The sequence below is a fragment of the Hymenobacter cellulosivorans genome (assembly GCF_022919135.1).
GTDB lineage: Bacteria > Bacteroidota > Bacteroidia > Cytophagales > Hymenobacteraceae > Hymenobacter > Hymenobacter cellulosivorans.
The window spans coordinates 5684441-5702214 of the sequence record NZ_CP095049.1 but is presented as its reverse complement, the minus strand read 5'-3'; the positions used below and the strand labels follow the sequence as shown (position 1 = coordinate 5702214).

Annotated in this window: 14 protein-coding genes; all 14 read left to right on the top strand. The window is 56.3% G+C overall.

Annotated features, from left to right (window positions below; translation table 11 throughout):
- Position 1: 1 nt before the first annotated feature.
- Entirely contained in the window at positions 2–1333 is a 1332-nt protein-coding gene (locus MUN80_RS24100; protein ID WP_244717153.1) for a quinol:cytochrome C oxidoreductase, read from the top strand.
- A 94-nt stretch (positions 1334–1427) separates the two neighbouring features.
- On the top strand, positions 1428–2498 hold the full coding sequence (locus MUN80_RS24095) for a cytochrome c oxidase subunit II (RefSeq protein WP_244717151.1): 1071 nt from the start codon (positions 1428–1430) through the stop codon (positions 2496–2498).
- Between the two features lie 26 nt (positions 2499–2524).
- Complete coding sequence (locus MUN80_RS24090; RefSeq protein ID WP_244717149.1) at positions 2525–4390, top strand: cytochrome c oxidase subunit I; 1866 nt, start codon at positions 2525–2527, stop codon at positions 4388–4390.
- A 168-nt stretch (positions 4391–4558) separates the two neighbouring features.
- Positions 4559–5638, top strand: coding sequence for a COX15/CtaA family protein (locus MUN80_RS24085; RefSeq protein WP_244717147.1), 1080 nt, complete (start codon positions 4559–4561; stop codon positions 5636–5638).
- A gap of 51 nt (positions 5639–5689) precedes the next feature.
- Positions 5690–6541: a heme o synthase gene (cyoE, locus tag MUN80_RS24080; RefSeq protein ID WP_244717145.1), complete on the top strand. Its 852-nt coding sequence runs from the start codon at positions 5690–5692 to the stop codon at positions 6539–6541.
- A 9-nt stretch (positions 6542–6550) separates the two neighbouring features.
- Positions 6551–7138: a cytochrome c oxidase subunit 3 gene (locus MUN80_RS24075; protein ID WP_244717143.1), complete on the top strand. Its 588-nt coding sequence runs from the start codon at positions 6551–6553 to the stop codon at positions 7136–7138.
- A 22-nt stretch (positions 7139–7160) separates the two neighbouring features.
- Positions 7161–7934: a cytochrome c oxidase subunit 3 gene (locus MUN80_RS24070; protein WP_244717141.1), complete on the top strand. Its 774-nt coding sequence runs from the start codon at positions 7161–7163 to the stop codon at positions 7932–7934.
- A gap of 92 nt (positions 7935–8026) precedes the next feature.
- Entirely contained in the window at positions 8027–8368 is a 342-nt protein-coding gene (locus tag MUN80_RS24065; protein ID WP_244717139.1) for a cytochrome C oxidase subunit IV family protein, read from the top strand.
- Between the two features lie 4 nt (positions 8369–8372).
- Positions 8373–9047, top strand: coding sequence for an SCO family protein (locus MUN80_RS24060; protein WP_244717137.1), 675 nt, complete (start codon positions 8373–8375; stop codon positions 9045–9047).
- Positions 9022–9576 (top strand): DUF420 domain-containing protein, encoded by a 555-nt coding sequence (locus MUN80_RS24055; RefSeq protein WP_244717135.1) that lies wholly within the window; start codon positions 9022–9024, stop codon positions 9574–9576. The genes MUN80_RS24060 and MUN80_RS24055 overlap by 26 nt, the downstream gene beginning before the upstream one ends.
- 41 nt (positions 9577–9617) lie before the next feature.
- The gene (locus MUN80_RS24050; protein WP_244717133.1) at positions 9618–9863 is read left to right on the top strand and encodes a CAMCR motif-containing small membrane protein; all 246 of its coding nucleotides are present in this window, start codon (positions 9618–9620) and stop codon (positions 9861–9863) included.
- Entirely contained in the window at positions 9863–10270 is a 408-nt protein-coding gene (locus MUN80_RS24045) for a DUF983 domain-containing protein (RefSeq protein WP_244717131.1), read from the top strand. Before MUN80_RS24050 ends, MUN80_RS24045 begins: the two co-directional genes overlap by 1 nt.
- An 83-nt stretch (positions 10271–10353) precedes the next feature.
- A complete protein-coding gene (locus MUN80_RS24040) occupies positions 10354–14085 on the top strand; it encodes a sensor histidine kinase (RefSeq protein WP_244717129.1) in 3732 nt (1243 codons plus the stop codon).
- A gap of 153 nt (positions 14086–14238) precedes the next feature.
- Positions 14239–17769 carry a DUF8818 domain-containing protein gene (locus MUN80_RS24035; RefSeq protein ID WP_244717127.1) on the top strand — a complete coding sequence of 1177 codons (3531 nt, stop codon included), beginning with the start codon at positions 14239–14241 and terminating at the stop codon, positions 17767–17769.
- The last annotated feature ends 5 nt before the right edge of the window (positions 17770–17774 follow it).

Below are 17774 nucleotides of genomic sequence, written 5' to 3'. Positions count from 1 at the left end.
TATGGCAACTCTGACGCATCAAGAAAGCGCCACGGCTGAATACCTGGAGCTTTCGCCGAGAACCCGCAAAACCTTCATCAGCATCATCGTTGCTGGGGTAATAGTGCTGGCAATAGGTTTGATTTTGGCTGCCATGCATATTGGCGGCGGACATGAAGCGGCTGGTGCCGCCCACGGCGCGGCGCATGCTGCTGGTCCGGAGGCTGGTGCTGGTGCTGCTCACCATGAAGGCAGCCCCGTTTGGCTGAAGCGCCTGCTAGTGAGCCTGTGGCACAACAACGTGTTCTTCGTTGGGGTGTCGGCTATCGGTACCTTCTTCGTAGCGCTGCAGTACGTAGCCTACGCTGGTTGGTCGGTAGTTATTAAGCGTATCAATGAAGCCATGAGCGTATGGCTGCTGCCTGGTCTGGTTATCTTCCTGGTAGTCTTCTTTGCCGGCCGTCATGACCTGTTTCACTGGACCCACGATGGTATCATGGACCCTAAGTCGGAAAACTATGACGCCATCATTGCTGGTAAAAGCGGTTTTCTAAATACGCCTTTCTACCTGATCCGCATGGTAGTCTACCTCGGTATCTGGTGGTTCTTCTCCGAGCGTTTGCGCAAAATTTCGCTGGCCGAAGATCTGAACGGCGGCACTGAGTATTTCCACAAGAGTATTAACGTAGCGGCTTTGTTTCTAGTGCTCTACGCTGTTACCTCGTCGATGTCGGCTTGGGACTGGGTTATGTCGGTTGACGTGCACTGGTTCTCGACTATGTTTGGCTGGTACGTATTCGCCTCGTGGTGGGTATCGGGCATTGCCCTGACGACGCTAACCGCTATTTACCTGAAGCAGGCCGGTTACCTGAAGTTCGTTAACGCCAACCACCTGCACGATTTGGGCAAGTTCATGTTTGGCTTCAGCATCTTCTGGACCTATGTATGGTTCTCGCAGTTCATGCTGATTTGGTACGCCAACCTGCCTGAGGAAGCCGTGTACTACAACCAGCGTCTGGGCGGCTTCAATGGTGCTTACACCTGGATGTTCTTCTTCAACCTGGTTATCAACTTCGCATTTCCCTTCTTGGTGCTGATGCGCCGGGATGCCAAGCGTCAAATGATCATGCTGAAGATCGTCAGCATCGCCGTTTTGATCGGTCACTGGTCGGACTTCTACTTAATGCTGGAGCCTGCAACTATGAAGGGTGAGAATGGGTTCATCATAGAGATTGGCGTTGCCTTGATCTTCCTGGGTACGTTCCTCATTCTTTTCACTAAGCGCTTGGCGCAGGCCTCTCTGGTACCGGTTAACCACCCGTTCCTAGACGAAAGCGTGCACCACACGACTTAATTAGACATGAGTATTGAGAAGTGAGAAGTTAGACTGTAATGTGTAACGGAACTCTCACTTCTAACCTCTCAACTCTCACCTCTTCATTCAACTAATGATTGCTCTTGGTATTCTTCTGGTACTCGTGCTGCTGCTGGTCGTATTCGGCCTGCTGTTCCGCATCCAGATTCTGACTTCCATTTTCTCGGGCAGCTCTGCGCGCGAGATTGGCACGAGTAACCGCGTCAACGCCATCCTCTTTATCATCTTCATGATTGTTGGTGGTGCGGCGTTTGCTTACTCCTTCATTGAAAACTACGGCAAGATGAACCCGCCGATTGCGTCGGTTCACGGCTTTGAGATGGAGCGCCTCTTCTGGACGACGATGATCATCATCGGTATCGTGTTCGTCCTGACCCACATTTTGCTGTTCGTATACTCTTATAAGTACCAGCATAAGGAAGGTCGTCGCGCTTACTTCTTCCCCCACAACAACAAGATTGAAATCATCTGGACGGTAATCCCGGCTATCGTTATGGCTGGTCTGGTATTCGCCGGCTGGAAAGAGTGGACCAAAATCACTGGCCCCGCTCCGAAGGATTCGGTAGTACTGGAAGTAATGGGCAAGCAGTTTAACTGGCTTGTGCGTTACCCCGGTCGTGACCAGAAATTGGGTGTTGTTAACTACCGTCTGATTGACGCTACCAATGAGTTCGGCTTCGACCTCAGTGACAAGAGTGGTCTGGATGACTTTGTTGCCGGTGAGATTCACGTGCCCAAGGGCCACCCCGTGTTGCTAAAGATTCGCTCGCGCGACGTATTGCACGCCGTTTACATGCCGCATTTCCGCGTGCAGATGTATGCCGTACCCGGTATGCCAACCAAGTTCTGGTTTACCCCGACCAAGACGACCGACGAGATGCGCGCTCAGCTGGGCAACCCCAAGTTCAACTACGAACTGGCCTGCAACCAGATTTGCGGCCGTGGCCACTTTGCTATGAAGCTGAACATTGTTGTGGACGAGCCGGATGACTACGTAGCTTGGTTTGCCCAGCAGAAGTCTTTCTCGGAGCAGAACCCTGATGTTCTGGCTAACTTCCAGCAGAAATCGGATAAATTGGTAGAAAAGGAAAACGCTTCAGCTGCGGCTGCTGTTGTAACTCAGGCTGCCAAGGCCTCGCTCTAATTCTTATCTAACGCACGCTCTCTTTTATGGCTGCTAATCTTCCTACTCACTCGCAAGTGCAGGGTGGCATCGGGGTCACCGAGCCAAGCACCACGCACCACGACGAGCACCTGCACCACGACGAGCACCATGATCAGCACTGGCTGTTCAAGTACGTCTTCAGCCAGGACCACAAAGTAATTGCCAAGCAGTTCCTGATTACGGGTATCTTCTGGGCAATCATTGGTGGTACGCTCTCCAGCTTGTTCCGTCTGCAGCTCGGCTGGCCCGAGTCGACCTTCGAATGGCTTTCGCCCTTCCTAGGCAAGTGGATTGAGGCGGGCAAGCTCAACCCCGAATTTTACCTTGCCCTGGTAACGATGCACGGTACCATTATGGTATTCTTCGTGCTGACGGCCGGTTTGTCGGGTACGTTCTCTAACTTCCTGATTCCGCTGCAGATTGGGGCCCGCGATATGGCTTCAGGCTTCATGAACATGCTCTCGTACTGGTTCTTTTTCCTGTCGAGCATCATCATGTTCACCTCGCTCTTCATCGAGACGGGTCCTGCCGCTGCCGGCTGGACAATCTACCCACCGCTGAGCGCTCTGCCCCAGGCTATTCCTGGTTCGGGTTTGGGTATGACGCTGTGGCTGGTTTCGATGGCGCTGTTCATCGTGTCTCAGCTGCTGGGTGGTGTTAACTACATCACGACGGTAATCAACCTGCGTACCCGCGGCATGTCGATGTCGAAGTTGCCCCTGACTATCTGGGCTTTCTTCTTGACGGCTGTCCTAGGTCTGCTCTCGTTCCCGGTTCTGTTCTCGGCCGCTTTGCTGCTGATCTTTGACCGTTCGTTTGGCACGTCGTTCTTCCTGTCGGATATCTATATTGCCGGTCAGGCTCTGAACCACCAGGGTGGTAGCCCAATTCTGTTCCAGCACTTGTTCTGGTTCCTGGGTCACCCCGAAGTGTACATCGTTATTATGCCTGCCATGGGTATGGTATCGGAAATCCTGGCTACCAACTCGCGTAAGCCAATCTTCGGTTACCGCGCTATGATTGGCTCGCTGCTCGGTATTTCGCTGCTCTCATTCGTAGTGTGGGCTCACCACATGTTCGTGACCGGCATGAATCCCTTCCTCGGTTCGGTGTTCATGTTCCTGACACTGATCATCGCCGTACCGTCGGCAGTGAAGACCTTTAACTGGCTGGCAACGTTGTGGCGCGGTAACATCCGCTTTACGACAGCTATGCTGTTCTCAATTGGCTTTGTATCGCTGTTCATTTCGGGTGGTCTGACTGGTATCATCCTTGGTAACGCTGCTATCGACATCCAGATGCACAACACCTACTTCGTGGTAGCTCACTTCCACTTAGTAATGGGTTCGTCGGCCTTCTTCGGGCTGTTCGCTGGTGTGTATCACTGGTTCCCCAAGATGTTCGGCCGTATGCTCGACGAGAAATTGGGCTACATCCACTTCTGGCTGACCTTCATCGGTGTTTACTTGGTATTCATGCCAATGCACTACGTAGGTATTGCTGGTTTCCCCCGTCGTTACTACGCTTGGACAGGTTTCGACTCGTTCAGCCAGTTTGCCGACCTGAACAAGTTTATCTCAGCTGCAGCTATTCTGGCCTTCTTCGGTCAGTTTATCTTCATCTTCAACTTCTTCTACAGCATCTTCCGTGGCCGTCGGGCTACTGAGAACCCCTGGAACTCGACGACGCTGGAGTGGACAACGCCGGTGCTTCCTGGTCACGGCAACTGGCCCGGCGAAATTCCTGCCGTCTACCGTTGGCCTTACGACTACAGCAAGCCCGGTGCTGCTGAGGACTTTATCCCGCAGAACGTGCCATATTCGCAGACCCAGTCTTCGAACTTGCCTTACGAGCGCGACACAGAAGAATAGTCTTCGGAATGCCATTTGAAACGGGCCGCTGTATTCACGGCGGCCCGTTTTCTTACCCAAGAATGGGGAAATCCGGTACCGGCACCACCGGCTGGGTTTCCCCATTTTGCTGTCTAATCAAACCAGCTTTTCAATTGTTGAGAAGGTAGCATAAGCACCCTGACAAGTATGATAGTACCCGCATTTGTGCGCCGGTTCCGCCTGATTGGAATTGTAACCGTGGTAGCCGTGTACATCCTGATTATGGTTGGTGGAATAGTACGCAGCACCGGTTCTGGGATGGGCTGCCCCGACTGGCCGAAGTGCTTCGGCACTTGGGTTCCACCAACTGAGGCCAGTCAGCTCCCAGCCAACTACAAAGAGATTTACACGGCCCAACGCGTAGCTAAGAACCAGAAGCTGGCCAAGACTTTGCAGCGGCTGGGCTTTAAGCAAGTGGCGAGTGAGATTTTTGCTCACCCAACTCAGTACATCGAAACCGACTTCAACGTCACTAAAACCTGGATTGAGTACGTCAATCGGTTGGTAGGCGCACTGATTGGCATCTTTGTCTTTCTAACGGTTGTCTTTGCCCTCCCATATTGGCGACGCGACCGAACAGTGTTCTGGCTGGCCTTCGGGTCGTTTCTGCTGACCGGCGTACAGGGCTACCTGGGTTCCCTAGTAGTTTCGACCAACCTGCTGCCCATTATGGTAACCATTCATATGGGTCTGGCGCTGGTAATCGTGGCAATGCTGATTTACGCCGTAATACGTTCCCAGCGGGAGAATGTAGCAATTGAGCCGGTCTTTGTTAGGTCTAGCCTTAGACCATGGCTGTGGCTGATTACGCTGCTGACTTTTGTTCAAATTGTGATAGGGACCCAAGTGCGGGAGGAAGTGGATATGGTCGCCTTTGCTGCCAACTACATGAGCCGTGCCACTTGGATTGAGCAATTAGGCAACGTATTTAAGTTTCACCGCACCTTTTCGGCGCTGCTTCTGCTGCTGAATGCCTACGTAGCCTATCAGCTCTACAAACTGCCTTCGGGGCAGCTGCGGCGCATGGCTACGGCCAATATCGGCCTGATTGGGCTGGAAATCCTAGCGGGCATTACCCTGGCGTACTTTGCCCTGCCAGCGCTGGTGCAGCCACTGCACCTCACACTGGCTACGGTTCTGTTCGGAACCCAGTTCCTGACCATCGTGCTGCATAGCCGGGCAACGAAATTCGAGCGGCAGGCCGCTTATCCGGGCGTTGTTGCGTAACTTTGCGGCCCCGTTTGAGGCTGATCTGGCGGGAGTTTTGATTGCGTAAGAATGACGAAAGCCAAAGCCTATTTCCAGTTAATCAAATTCCGGCTGGCACTAACGGTGGCCTTTTCCAGCGCCATCGGCTACTTGCTCGGCGCGCAGGAGTTTGATTGGAGCCGGGCCTTGCTCGTGCTGCTAGGCGGTTTGGCCGTCACCGGCTCGGCCAACACCATCAACCAGATCCACGAAATCGACCTGGATAAGCTCATGAAGCGCACGGCCAAGCGGCCGTTGCCTACGGGCGTACTGAGTGCTACCGAGGCCTGGGTATTCGCCGTCGTTATGGGTATCACCGGGCTGTTCATCCTCGGGTACTTTTTCAATACGCTGGCCGCGGCCCTATCGCTGTTGTCACTGATTCTGTACGGCTTCGTTTATACCCCGCTCAAGACGATTTCGCCCATTTGCGTGGCCGTAGGTGCTATTCCAGGGGGGATGCCGCCGCTGTTGGGCTGGGTAGCCGCTACGGGCGTTTTGGGTACGGAGGCCTGGGTACTGTTTGGTATTCAATTCATGTGGCAGTTTCCGCACTTTTGGGCCATTGCGTGGGTTTTAGATGAGGACTACAAGAAGGCTGGCTTCAAGATGCTGCCCACTCCGGGCGGGAAAGATTTGCGGACGGCCTTCCAGATTATGACTTACACCCTGCTACTGATTCCGCTGAGCTTGTTGCCTCTGCAACTGGGCATGGCGGGCAAAACCTCGGCTCTGATTGCGGTAGTGTGTGGGGTGCTGTTTCTGATGCAGACCTTTTACCTAATGCGGACCTGTTCCAAAAAAGCTGCGATGAGCATCATGTTCGGGTCCTTTTTGTACCTGCCAATCGTGCAGATTGCGCTGGTTTTCGACAAAATTTAACCCTTCAGGATGGCAACTTCCGAAATTTTGCAAGACAAAGAAGCCGGTACGGGTATGCACCCCAAGCGCCTTCTGCTACTGCTGATGATGATCAGCATTACCATGATTTTCGCCGCCTATACCAGTGCCTACATCGTACGGCGGGAAGAAGGCAACTGGTTGGAATTCGATTTGCCGGGCGGTCTGCTCTATACCAGCCTTATTATTGCCCTGAGCAGCGCTACGATGCAATGGGCTTGGTTTTCGGCTCGCAAGGATGAAGTGCGGCGGGCTCAAATAGGTGTCGCTCTGACGCTTATCCTGGGCGTCGTGTTCCTGATAGGCCAGTGGAACGTGTGGGTTGAACTCGTAGCCAATAAAATTCACTTTGGTGGCGTTGATGCAAACCCGTCGGGCTCCTTCCTGTATGTGCTGACCGGCGTACACGCTTTTCACCTGATTACGGGCCTAATCTTTCTGGTCATCGTATTGCGTAAAAGCCTGAACTATCAGGTACATTCTCGCCAGATGCTCTCCATTGGCAATGCCACAATCTACTGGCACTTCCTCGGCGCGCTTTGGTTGTACCTGTATTTGTTCCTACTTTTGAACCACTGATTTCGTTTTTACTTCGCTCGTTATGTCCACCACCTCCACGACGCAGACGCTTCACAACAACGCCTCCATCGAGCGGCCCCGTTCCGGGACCTGGGATGGCGGCAACGAACCCTTTAAGGCTAGCTATGGCAAGCTGATGATGTGGTTCTTCCTGCTGTCGGATGCCTTTACGTTCGCCGCCTTCCTGACAACCTACGGGTTGATGCGCCACCGCCACCTGGCTTTCACCGGCGACCACAAAGACTTTGTGTTCTCCACCGCCTACTGGCCTATCCCGGACAAGGTATTCAACTCTTTCCCCGGTCTGCACGGCATGGATTTGCCGCTGGCCTTCGTAGCGTTGATGACGATGATTCTCATCTTCAGTTCCGTAACGATGGTATTGGCCGTAGAAGCGGGTCACCGCATGGACAAGGCTGATGTGCAAAAGTGGCTGTTGTGGACGCTGCTCTTTGGCGCTACGTTCGTAAGCTGCCAAGCCTGGGAGTGGAGCCACTTTATTGCTGGCACGGATGCCGGTACCAAGATGCTGGACGGCACGATTTTCCACGGCGCTAACCTGCAAATGAATCAGTACGGTCCCGTACTGTTTGCCGACCTGTTCTTCTTTATCACCGGTTTCCACGGCACCCACGTATTCAGCGGTCTTGTGCTGCTGACCTGGGCTTTCATTGCTACCACCAACGGTACCTTCGAGAAGCGCGGTCATTACGAGATGGTGGAAAAAATCGGTTTGTACTGGCACTTCGTAGACTTGGTGTGGGTATTCGTATTTACCTTCTTCTACCTCGTCTAACTGAGATTTTGCGTTTCAAAAGGTTGATTAGTGAGTAAGCCAGCCGGCAGCCCTTTTCAGCCTTCATCATCTAGCATTCAACATTCCCTGTCATGGCTCATCACGCACCTGACCACACTCAGCCAATCGGTGAGATTCCAAAGCCCGTCACGGGCTGGATCTGGAAGACGTTCTTCGTTCTGGTTGGCGTAACCGCCCTGGAATTCCTCGTTACCTTCGTTATGGACCCCAGCACCTTCCGGAACTCGATTCTGATTGTGTTGACCATCTTCAAAGCCTTTTTCATCGTGGCCGAGTTCATGCACTTGAAGCATGAAACCAAAGGCCTGATCTGGTCGATTCTGGTGCCCATGGCCTTGCTTATCTGGCTGATGGTGGCTCTGATTACCGAAGGTTCGGCTATTGGCGAAACCGTCTATAACGCCTTCAAGTAAACGAATGCGGCCCAAGCAAACCCTGGTCCTGGGCCTTATTCTGCTATTGCCGGTACTGGCGTTTTTGTTTCTCAAAACCTTCGGTACCAACCGTTTCGCGCTGCCTACTTACCTGCCCGACCGTGTCGACTCGACGCTGGTAGGGGGGAAGTGGCAGCGCGATACTGTTTTTCACACCCTGCGTAATTTCCAGTTGCCGTCCCAATCGGGGCGCGTGGTAAGCCAGCAGGATTTGAAAGGTGGGCTCTATGTGGCTAATTTCTTCTTCGCCACCTGCCCCGGCGCCTGTCCGCGGGTGAGTAGCCAAATGATGCGGGTGCAGGAGAAATTCCGCAAGGAGCCCCGCGTCAAGCTCGTTTCCTACACCGTCGACCCTGCGCACGACTCGGTAGCGGTGCTGGCTAGGTATGCCGAGCAGTACAGTGCTATTGCCGGTAAGTGGTTTTTCCTGACCGGCAACAAAGCGGAACTGTACCGGTTAGCTACCGAGGAGTTTCGCCTACCCGCGCCTTCGGGTGCCGCCCCGGGCATCGTACACAGTCAGAACCTGTATCTGGTAGACCGCAACCACCAGGTTCGGGGAATTTATGATGGCACCAAGCCGCGGGAGGTAGAGCGCCTTATCACCGAAATCAGCGTTTTGTTGTACACCTATGATCACGACAAGTCCGGTCAATAATCCTGGCAGCAACGCCCGGATCAAGGCCCTTATGATCGTCCTGGGAGTGGCTATACCAGTGGTAGTAGCCATTCTGCATTTTTTCTCCAAGTCATTTCACATTGCTGGCGCGCAGGTAAAATTCCTGCCGGCCGTAAATGCGGTGCTGAATTCGTTGACGGCCGTGTGCCTGCTGCTGGGCTTTTACTTTATCCGGCAGAAGCAGGTCCTCAAGCACCGGGCCATGATGGGCACGGCCTTTTTGCTGGGAGCGTTGTTCCTGGTGTCGTATGTAGTCTACCACTCGCAAGTAGAATCTACCAAGTTTGGCGGCGAAGGAGTGATTCGCACAGTTTACTACTTTATTCTGCTTTCCCACATTCTACTGGCTGCCGTAACCGTGGGGCTGGTGCTCTTTACCCTGTATTTCGCCCTGACCGAGCAATTTGCCAAGCATCGGCGCATTGCCCGCTGGACCTTTCCCATCTGGTTGTACGTTTCTATTACAGGCGTTATCGTGTACTTCATGATTTCGCCGTACTATACCTAAAACGCAGGCAACTTTTCCTCACGCAGTTGGTTTTCAAAGAGATGAAAAAGATAGGAGCTGGATTATTCGCCTTGGTGCTAGCCGTGCTGCTGAGCGTGGCCCCACTAGCCTCGCAGGCGCAGTGCACCATGTGTAAAACGCAGGTAGAAGCTGCCCGCACCGAGAAGGACTCGTACGACACCTCGGGCCTAAACAAGGGCATTGTGTACCTGATGACGGTGCCGTACCTGCTGATCGGTACCATTGGCTACTTCTGGTACCGCAACAGCCACAAGAAAAAGAAGTAGTGGCAGAATCCTCCGCGGGGCTAGCCTTACTGGCCCTGAAGTGCCCACGCTGCCACCGCGGACCCTTATTCCGGCACTCGGCCCTGAACCTGGCTAAGTTTGACGAAATGTATGAGGCCTGCCCCGACTGCGGGCAGCACTATGAGCCGGAAATAGGCTTCTATTGGGGAGCCATGTACGTGAGCTATGGCTTTTCCGTCAGCATTGTCGTCATTGTAGGGTTTGTGCTGTATTACCTAGCCCACGACCCGCCCGTTTGGGTATATGTGGCGACGGTGGCCATAACCGTTTTGCTGCTCACTCCGCTGTTATTTCGCTACGCCCGGGCCGTGATGCTGTATTTTTTTGGCGGCGTACGCTACGAGCCCCGCACCTATGGACGCTACTCACAACGGCGCGAAGAATAGGAAATGCCGCCCTTTGGCGGCATTTTTGTTTGGGCTACCGGCCTCATTTACTCTTTTATAGTCTGTTATAGCTCACTCTGCTGTTGAAGTCGTCCCGTTTTTCTCCCTTTGTCGTGCTGCTGGCCGCGGCCCTCTGCTTTATAGGGGCCTTTCTGAGCAACCACTACGGGACGCGTGCTTCCGGCGTATTGCTGCACACCGACGTAGTGCGCCTGCAAAACCTGGTGGAAGGTGCCGAAACCGTAGCGCAGCGCGAAGGCACCGACGTGGCCCGGCGTCTGCAGAGCGGCGAGCTGAACTTCGGTACGCTGGTAGGGCACACCACATATCCGTGCTTTGTTTTTCGCGGCGATAAGCTGCTTTACTGGTCGGACCACACTACCCGGCCTGAGCCGGAAAACGTGGGACAAACGTTCCGCGAGAAGTTGGTGGAAATGAAGTTTGGCTACTACTTGGCCGTGCGGCAGACTGCCGGGCCGTACGTGGTGCTGACCTATATCCCGCTGGAAAAGCGTTACGGCATTAGCAACCGTTACCTGCGGGAGGGCTCCGAACGAGCCTTGTTTCGCGGGCTCAACGTGCGGATTATGCCCAACATGCCCGGCTCCCGGCTGCCGTGGCTCCGCTCCCAGGAAGGCAAATACCTGTGCTCGGTAGAGAGCCTGCAGACCAATCCTATAACGGGCAAATACTTGTTGCTGGCGTTTCTGGGTCTCGGCTCGGCGCTTTATATCATGGGGTGGGTGCTGCTGGCCCGTCGCCTGATAGGTCAGGGACGGATTATGGCCGGGGCTGCCAGCATCGTAGGGCCGCTGGCTGCGTACCGGGCGGTGCTGCTGTACCTGGGGTTGCCGTTTTCCATCGTCGAGCTGCCCTTGTTCGACCCGCGCCTGTACGCGGCTTCCTGGTTGTCGCCTTCTTTGGGCGACCTGCTTATCAACGCCCTGCTGTTAACGCTGACGGCCTACTACCTGCTGTTGCTTTTCCGGCGCTACGGCCTGGTGCGGCAGATGCGGCACGCCCAGAGCTTCATGGGGCGGGTGGTGAGCGGGGCAGCCGTGGTTATGGCTTTTTGGGGGCTGCTGGAATTGCTGTTCCAGTTTTACTCTAACAGCTTTAACAACTCCCAGCTGGTACTGGATATCACCCAGAATATCCAGCTCTCGGGCTTTAAGCTGCTGCTGTGCCTGGCCATTGTGCTGCACACGGGTGGCTACCTGGTCGGCTTTTATATCCTGTCTCAGCTCTTTATTGCCATTGGGCGGCCTGCTACCCGGCAGCTGGGTGCTTCCTTGCTGGCCGTTTCTACGTTGCTGTTTCTGCCCGCCGGTATCGTGCTCGGCGAGTCCACACCGATTCTGCTGGGTTTGACGCTGCTGTTTTTTCTGGTGGTTCGAATCACTGGGCTCAAGCAGATTGCCTCCATCGTACCGTACCAGGTATACCTGTTCATTTTTCTGATGCTGGGCATTAGCTCGGCGGTGGGGGCCCTGGCGCTGTATGAGCATTTCGACCGGCAGCTGGTGCTGACCAAGCAGAAAATTGCCGGCAACCTGCTGGTAGATAACGACCTGCAGGGCGAATATTTGCTGGCTGAGCGCACCCGGGAAATGGCTGCCGACCCGCTGATTCGCACCATGCTGGCTAGCCCGTTTAGCAACCAGGACGTAGTGCGCCAGAAAATAGTGAAGTATTACCTGCGCGACTATTTCGACAAGTATGAGGTGCGGGTAACTCTGTTTGACCCCACCGGCAAGCCAATTCAGGAGCCCAAGTCGCAGGCTTTACTGCCGGTTACGCGCCGCCAGCTGCTACGTGCTGCCGTCGCCACCGACCAGCCTAACGTTTACCTTATTCGCAACCCCAACTCGTTTAGCACCCGGCGCTACGTGGCTTTTGTGGGCGTGCCGAGTCCGCGCGGGGGCAACAGCACCGTGCTGCTGGAACTGTCGCTGAAAAAGCTGACGGCCTACAGCGTGGTGCCCGAGTTGTTGGTCGACCAGAAGTATTTTCAGCCTAGTCTGGGCCCCGAGCTCAGCTACGCTGGGTACGAGAATGGCCGCTTAGTGTATAATGAAGGCGACTTCGACTACGTCAACCGCCTTTCGCCCCAGCAACTGCTCGACCCGCGCCTCTACAGTACCGGGCTGCCGGCCAACGGCTTTCATCACCTAGCCGTGCGCGGCCCCCAGAACCGCACGGCCGTCGTGACGACGGCCACCTATTCGTTTGCTGACTGGCTGGCCAACTTCTCCTTCCTGTTTTTGCTGCACACCTTTTTCTGGCTGCTCTGCATTGGGGGGTATATGCTGGCCCGCGGCCGGTATTTCGAGGCGTTTCGCACCAACTTCAGCACTAAGATTCAGCTGTTTCTCAACTTTGGCATTCTAGTGCCCCTCATTGTAGTCAGCATTGCCACGGCCAGCCAGGTCACCAATTCTTACAAGCGCGACCTGCTGCGTACCTACGAGCGGCGGGGCCGGACGGTACAGGAAAACCTGCTCAAAAACCGCGGCGTGCTGGCCGATACCGCCAGCCGTACAGCCCTGGTTGATTTGGCCGAAAACGTGTCGAGCCTGACCGAAACCGACCTGAACCTCTATGATGCCCAGGGCGTGCTGCTGGTGAGCAGCCAGCCCCTGATTTTTGAGTCGGGGTTGCTAAGCCCCCTGATGAATCCCCAGGCCGCCGCGGCCCTGGCCGAGCAGGCCCAGCCCCGGGTGCTGCTCACCGAGCGGGCCGGCACCTTGTCATTCAATTCGCTGTATCTGCCCTTGCGCACGGTGATGGGACCCGAGCGGGCCAACGTAGTGGTGGGCTACGTGGGCATTCCGTTCTTCGACTCGGAGAAAGAGCTTGATAATAAGCTTATCGAACTGATTTCGACCATTCTGAACATCTTCACCGTGATGTTCATCCTGTTTCTGGTCCTGACTTTCATTGCCTCGCGCATGCTGACGGCACCCTTGAAAGTGCTGACCGAGAAGCTCAAGCACACTACGCTGACCGGGCAAAACGAAATGCTGGCCTACGAGTCGTCGGACGAAATCGGGCTGCTGGTGCGCGAGTACAACGCCATGCTGCTCAAGCTCGAGGAAAGCAAGCAGGAGTTGGCCACCCAGGAAAAGGAAGCTGCCTGGCGCGAAATGGCCCGACAGGTAGCCCACGAAATAAAGAACCCGCTGACGCCGATGAAGCTGAGCCTGCAGTTTCTGCAGAAGGCCATTACCGAAAAGCGGCCCAACGCCGAGGAGCTTATCGGTAAGATTTCCCAGACCCTGATTACCCAGGTTGACGTGCTCAGCGACATTGCTACCTCGTTCAGCAACTTCACCAACCTACCCGCCATGCGGCCCGAGCGCCTCGACGTGGCTTCTATTCTGCGCCGCTGCGTGGGCTTGCACCAGGGAGGAGCCCGGGGCGGCAGCATCGAGCTAGAACTGACGCCCGAAGCCGAAGACGGACAGTACGTGGTGTTTGCCGACGAAAACCTGCTGGTCCGCACCTTCAACAACCTGCTCATAAACGCGCTGCAGGCCGTGCCCGAAACCCGCAAGCCGCTGATAAAAGCTCAGCTGGAAGCCATTGGGCCCGACCGGGTGCGGGTGTGCATCGAAGACAACGGAGCCGGCATTCTGGAAAGTGTGCGCGACAAAGTGTTTGTGCCGAACTTTACTACCAAGGAATCCGGGTCGGGCATCGGGCTGGCCGTAGCCCGCCGTGGTATTGAAAGTGCCGGCGGCAAAATCTGGTTTGAAACCGAGGAAGGCGTTGGTACCACCTTTTGCATTGAGTTGCCGCTGGCCCCGGCGTAGGTTTTGGTTTTGAGTTGTTCGTTGTCCGTTGTTAGTCTTGGCAAACAGAGTTCTATCAACGGACAACGAACAACTAAAAACTAAACCGCAGGCTTTTTGCGTTGTCCAGCCACCTGCCTCCCCGCCGAAGATAAACCCCGTTGCCAGTACCGAATGATCAGCAGCAATACGCTTCGAATCCTGCGCATTTGCCTGCTACTGCTCGGAGGGCTGCTGAGTCTGGGGGCTCAGGCGCAGCAGCAGCGGGACGTGCCTTCGTCGCGGCGCTGCCGCTGGGTGCGCCTGGCGCCGGGCCGCGACACGACCAGCTTTCTACTGGCCGATTCGGTGACCATCGTGCCCTCGTCGGTGAGCGTGGCGGGCCGCTCGGTGGCTTACGATGCTCGCACCGGCCGCTACCAACTGGCGCGCCCCACGCCGGCCGCTGCTGCTGATTCGGCCGGCGCGGCGAGTCCGACTGTCGACTCGGTACTGGTGTGCTACCGGGTGCTGCCTTTCCAGCTGGCGGCCCCGCGCTACCGCCGGCCCCGCCAGCTGATGGACAGTGTGGGCTTCGGTCGGCGGCCTTTCGGAGTGCAGGATTTTGCCGTGAAAGAGCAAATTCTGAGCACGCCGGGCATCAACAAAACCGGCAACCTGTCGCGCGGCGTTTCCTTTGGCAACACCCAGAACGTGTTTGTCAACTCCTCGCTCAACCTGCAGCTCGACGGCAAGCTCACCGACGACATCACGCTCACGGCGGCCATCAGTGACCAGAACGTGCCGTTCCAGCCCGAGGGCAACACCCAGCAGCTTCAGGAATTCGACCGAATCTACATCACGCTGACTCATCCGCGCTGGAACCTGACGGCCGGCGACGTAGTGCTGCGCAACAAGCCCGACTACTTTCTGCGCTTCTACAAAAACGTGCAGGGCGCCGCCATCGAAACCAACCTGGGTGCCAAGCCAGTCCGCCGCAGCAATACCACCGTAGCGGCCGGGGTAGCCAAGGGCAAGTTTGCCTCCATCGACATTGCGCCCATCGAAAACGTGCAGGGGCCGTACCGCCTGCGCGGGCCCAACGGGGAGCAGTTTATCATCGTGCTGGCCAACTCCGAGCGGGTCTACCTCGACGGCCGCCTCATGACCCGGGGCTTCGATTTCGACTACGTCATCGACTACAACCAGGCCGAGGTGACGTTTTCGCCCCAGCACCTGATTACCCGCAACTCCCGCATCAAGGTTGATTTCGAGTATTCCGACTTCAACTACTCCCGCTCACTCTACCACCTGAGCCATTACCAGGAGCTGGGCAAGCTCAGCGTGCACGCCAACTACTACCGCGAAGCCGACAACCCCGACAACTCGCCCAACCTGACCCTGGACGACAGTACCCGGGCCCTATTGCAGCGCGTGAGTGAAAACGTGAGCCAGGTGAGTACGGCCGGCGGCGCGGCCGAGCAGTACGACCGGCGCAAACTGCAGTACAACCAAGCTGAAGTGCTGGATCCGGTAACCCAGCAGCTGGTTCGGGTTTATACCTATCCGCCCGACTCGACGCGGCAAGTGTACACCGTACGCTTCACCGACAAGGGCGCGGGCGGCGGCAACTACAACCTGAGCACGCGCTATACTAACGCCAATGGGCGGGTATACGAATTCGTGGGGCAGGGGCGGGGCCGCTACCTCGACGAGCGCCTGGTGCCCACGCCCTTGGAGAAGCAGATGATTTCGGTAGGGGCCAATTACCGCCTCGATTCTACCACCACGGTTTTCGTGAACGTGGCTTCCACTGACCTCGACCTCAACCGGTTTTCGGCCCAGGCCGATAAGGGCCAGGCCATGCATGTGGGCTATACCGTACTGGACCGCGCCCTGGGCTTGCCCATTCTGAAGGCGTACAAATTGCGCAGCGCCCTGGATTACGAGTATACCAGCCACCGCTTTGCGCCCATCGACCGGTACCGCGACATTGAGTTTGACCGCAACTGGAGCACTACCAGCACCGTGCAAGGCAACGCTACTAGGCGTGTGGCCCGGGAAGACAACGTGCTCAATTTCTCGGTGGGTGCCGTCAAGGATGTCAATAACCTCATCAACTACCGCGTGACGCGGCGCTACCGGGCCGGCGAAGTCAACGGGCTGCAGAACTGGCTGGACGTGGCTCAGAAGCTCGGCGACGTGGAAATGCGCGTCGGTTTGTTTTTGCTCAGCACTGAGGCCGGCCGGTTCCGCTCTACCTGGGCCCGGGGCGAGGCCGCGGCCCGCTACGCCCGCGGCCCGCTAGTGCCTGGCTATGCCTACCGCTTCGATAAAAACCGGGTGGCCCTGCCCAGCGGCGATTCGCTGAGCTCGGCCAATTACTTCGACGAGCACAACGTGTTTGTGCAAAGCCGGGACAGCGCCAAAACCCGCTTCCGCCTCGACTACACATACCGCCGCGACCAAACGCCGCTGCTCAATGAGCTGCGCACCCGCGGGCAGGCCCAAACCTGGCAGGGCACGTTTGCCAGCCGCTTGGGCAAAAATCAGGACCTGAGCCTGCTGGCCACCTACCGCGACCTGAGTGCCCGCGACAGTGCCCGCCAAAGCACCGTACTGGGCAAGCTCGACTGGAATGCCACCTTTCTGCAGAACGTACTACGCTCGGAGCTCAGCTATAGTGTAGCTACGGGCCGGGAGCTGCGCCGCGACTTTTCCTTTATTCCCGTGGTGGCCGGGCAGGGCACGCACTACTACCAGGACACTGACGGCGACGGAATCCAGGAGAAAGACGAATTCTTCGAGGCTCAGACGCCCGAGGCCCAGTACCGCACCTACATCAAGGTGTTTTTGCCCACCGACGACTACATCGTGGCCTTTACCAACCGGTTTGGCTACCGGCTCACGCTCAGCGCCCCGCGGCAGTGGCGTGACCAGCCTGGCTGGCGCAGCCTGCTGGCCCGCTTCTCTACCATCAGCAGCGTCACCCTCGACCGGCGCACCATCGACAAAGACCTGAGCTCCCGCCTCAACCCGTTTGCTTTCCAAACCGCCGATACCCTGCTCTTGTCTTTGAACAAGCTGCTGCGCAATACGCTGTATTTCAACCGATCCAATCCAATCTTCGGGGCCGAATTTACCGTGCAGCAAACCCAGCAGAAAGTGCTGCTCACCCAAGGCTTTGACGTACGCAACCTGGCCAGCCAGTCGGTGTTGTTGCGCCGGACGCTGGCCCAGAGCTTTACGGCGCGGCTCACTACAGCCCGCAACATCCGGGAAAGTATTTCGGATTACTCGCCGACCCGCAATTTCCGGATTCTGGCCTACGAAGTTACCCCAGAAATCAGCTACCAGCCCAACAGTACTCTGCGCTTTACCGGCACCTATCAGCGCCTCGACAAGCGCAACACCGCCGGCCCCGACCAGGATATTCGTGGCGTATTCGACGAATTGGGCCTGGAAACACGCATCAGTCAGGTAAGCAAGCGTACCGTGAGCGGCACGGCCCGCTACGTGCGCGTGGGCTTTGATGCCGACCAGACCTCGCTAGTAGCCCTGGAAATCCTGAATGCCCTGCGCCCGGGCAGCAACTTCACCTGGAACCTGAACGTGGAGCAGCGCCTGAGCAATGGCCTCAACATCACTGTGGCCTACGACGGCCGCAAGCCCAACGGCCTGGCCCCGATTCATACTGGCCGCATGCAGGTGTCAGTGCTGTTTTAAGACCA

Coding starts and splice junctions, on each gene's coding strand:
- MUN80_RS24100 (WP_244717153.1), top strand. CDS start 2: ATGGCAACTCTGACGCATCAAGAAAGCGCCACGGCTGAATACCTGGAG.
- MUN80_RS24095 (WP_244717151.1), top strand. CDS start 1,428: ATGATTGCTCTTGGTATTCTTCTGGTACTCGTGCTGCTGCTGGTCGTA.
- MUN80_RS24090 (WP_244717149.1), top strand. CDS start 2,525: ATGGCTGCTAATCTTCCTACTCACTCGCAAGTGCAGGGTGGCATCGGG.
- MUN80_RS24085 (WP_244717147.1), top strand. CDS start 4,559: ATGATAGTACCCGCATTTGTGCGCCGGTTCCGCCTGATTGGAATTGTA.
- cyoE (WP_244717145.1), top strand. CDS start 5,690: ATGACGAAAGCCAAAGCCTATTTCCAGTTAATCAAATTCCGGCTGGCA.
- MUN80_RS24075 (WP_244717143.1), top strand. CDS start 6,551: ATGGCAACTTCCGAAATTTTGCAAGACAAAGAAGCCGGTACGGGTATG.
- MUN80_RS24070 (WP_244717141.1), top strand. CDS start 7,161: ATGTCCACCACCTCCACGACGCAGACGCTTCACAACAACGCCTCCATC.
- MUN80_RS24065 (WP_244717139.1), top strand. CDS start 8,027: ATGGCTCATCACGCACCTGACCACACTCAGCCAATCGGTGAGATTCCA.
- MUN80_RS24060 (WP_244717137.1), top strand. CDS start 8,373: ATGCGGCCCAAGCAAACCCTGGTCCTGGGCCTTATTCTGCTATTGCCG.
- MUN80_RS24055 (WP_244717135.1), top strand. CDS start 9,022: ATGATCACGACAAGTCCGGTCAATAATCCTGGCAGCAACGCCCGGATC.
- MUN80_RS24050 (WP_244717133.1), top strand. CDS start 9,618: ATGAAAAAGATAGGAGCTGGATTATTCGCCTTGGTGCTAGCCGTGCTG.
- MUN80_RS24035 (WP_244717127.1), top strand. CDS start 14,239: ATGATCAGCAGCAATACGCTTCGAATCCTGCGCATTTGCCTGCTACTG.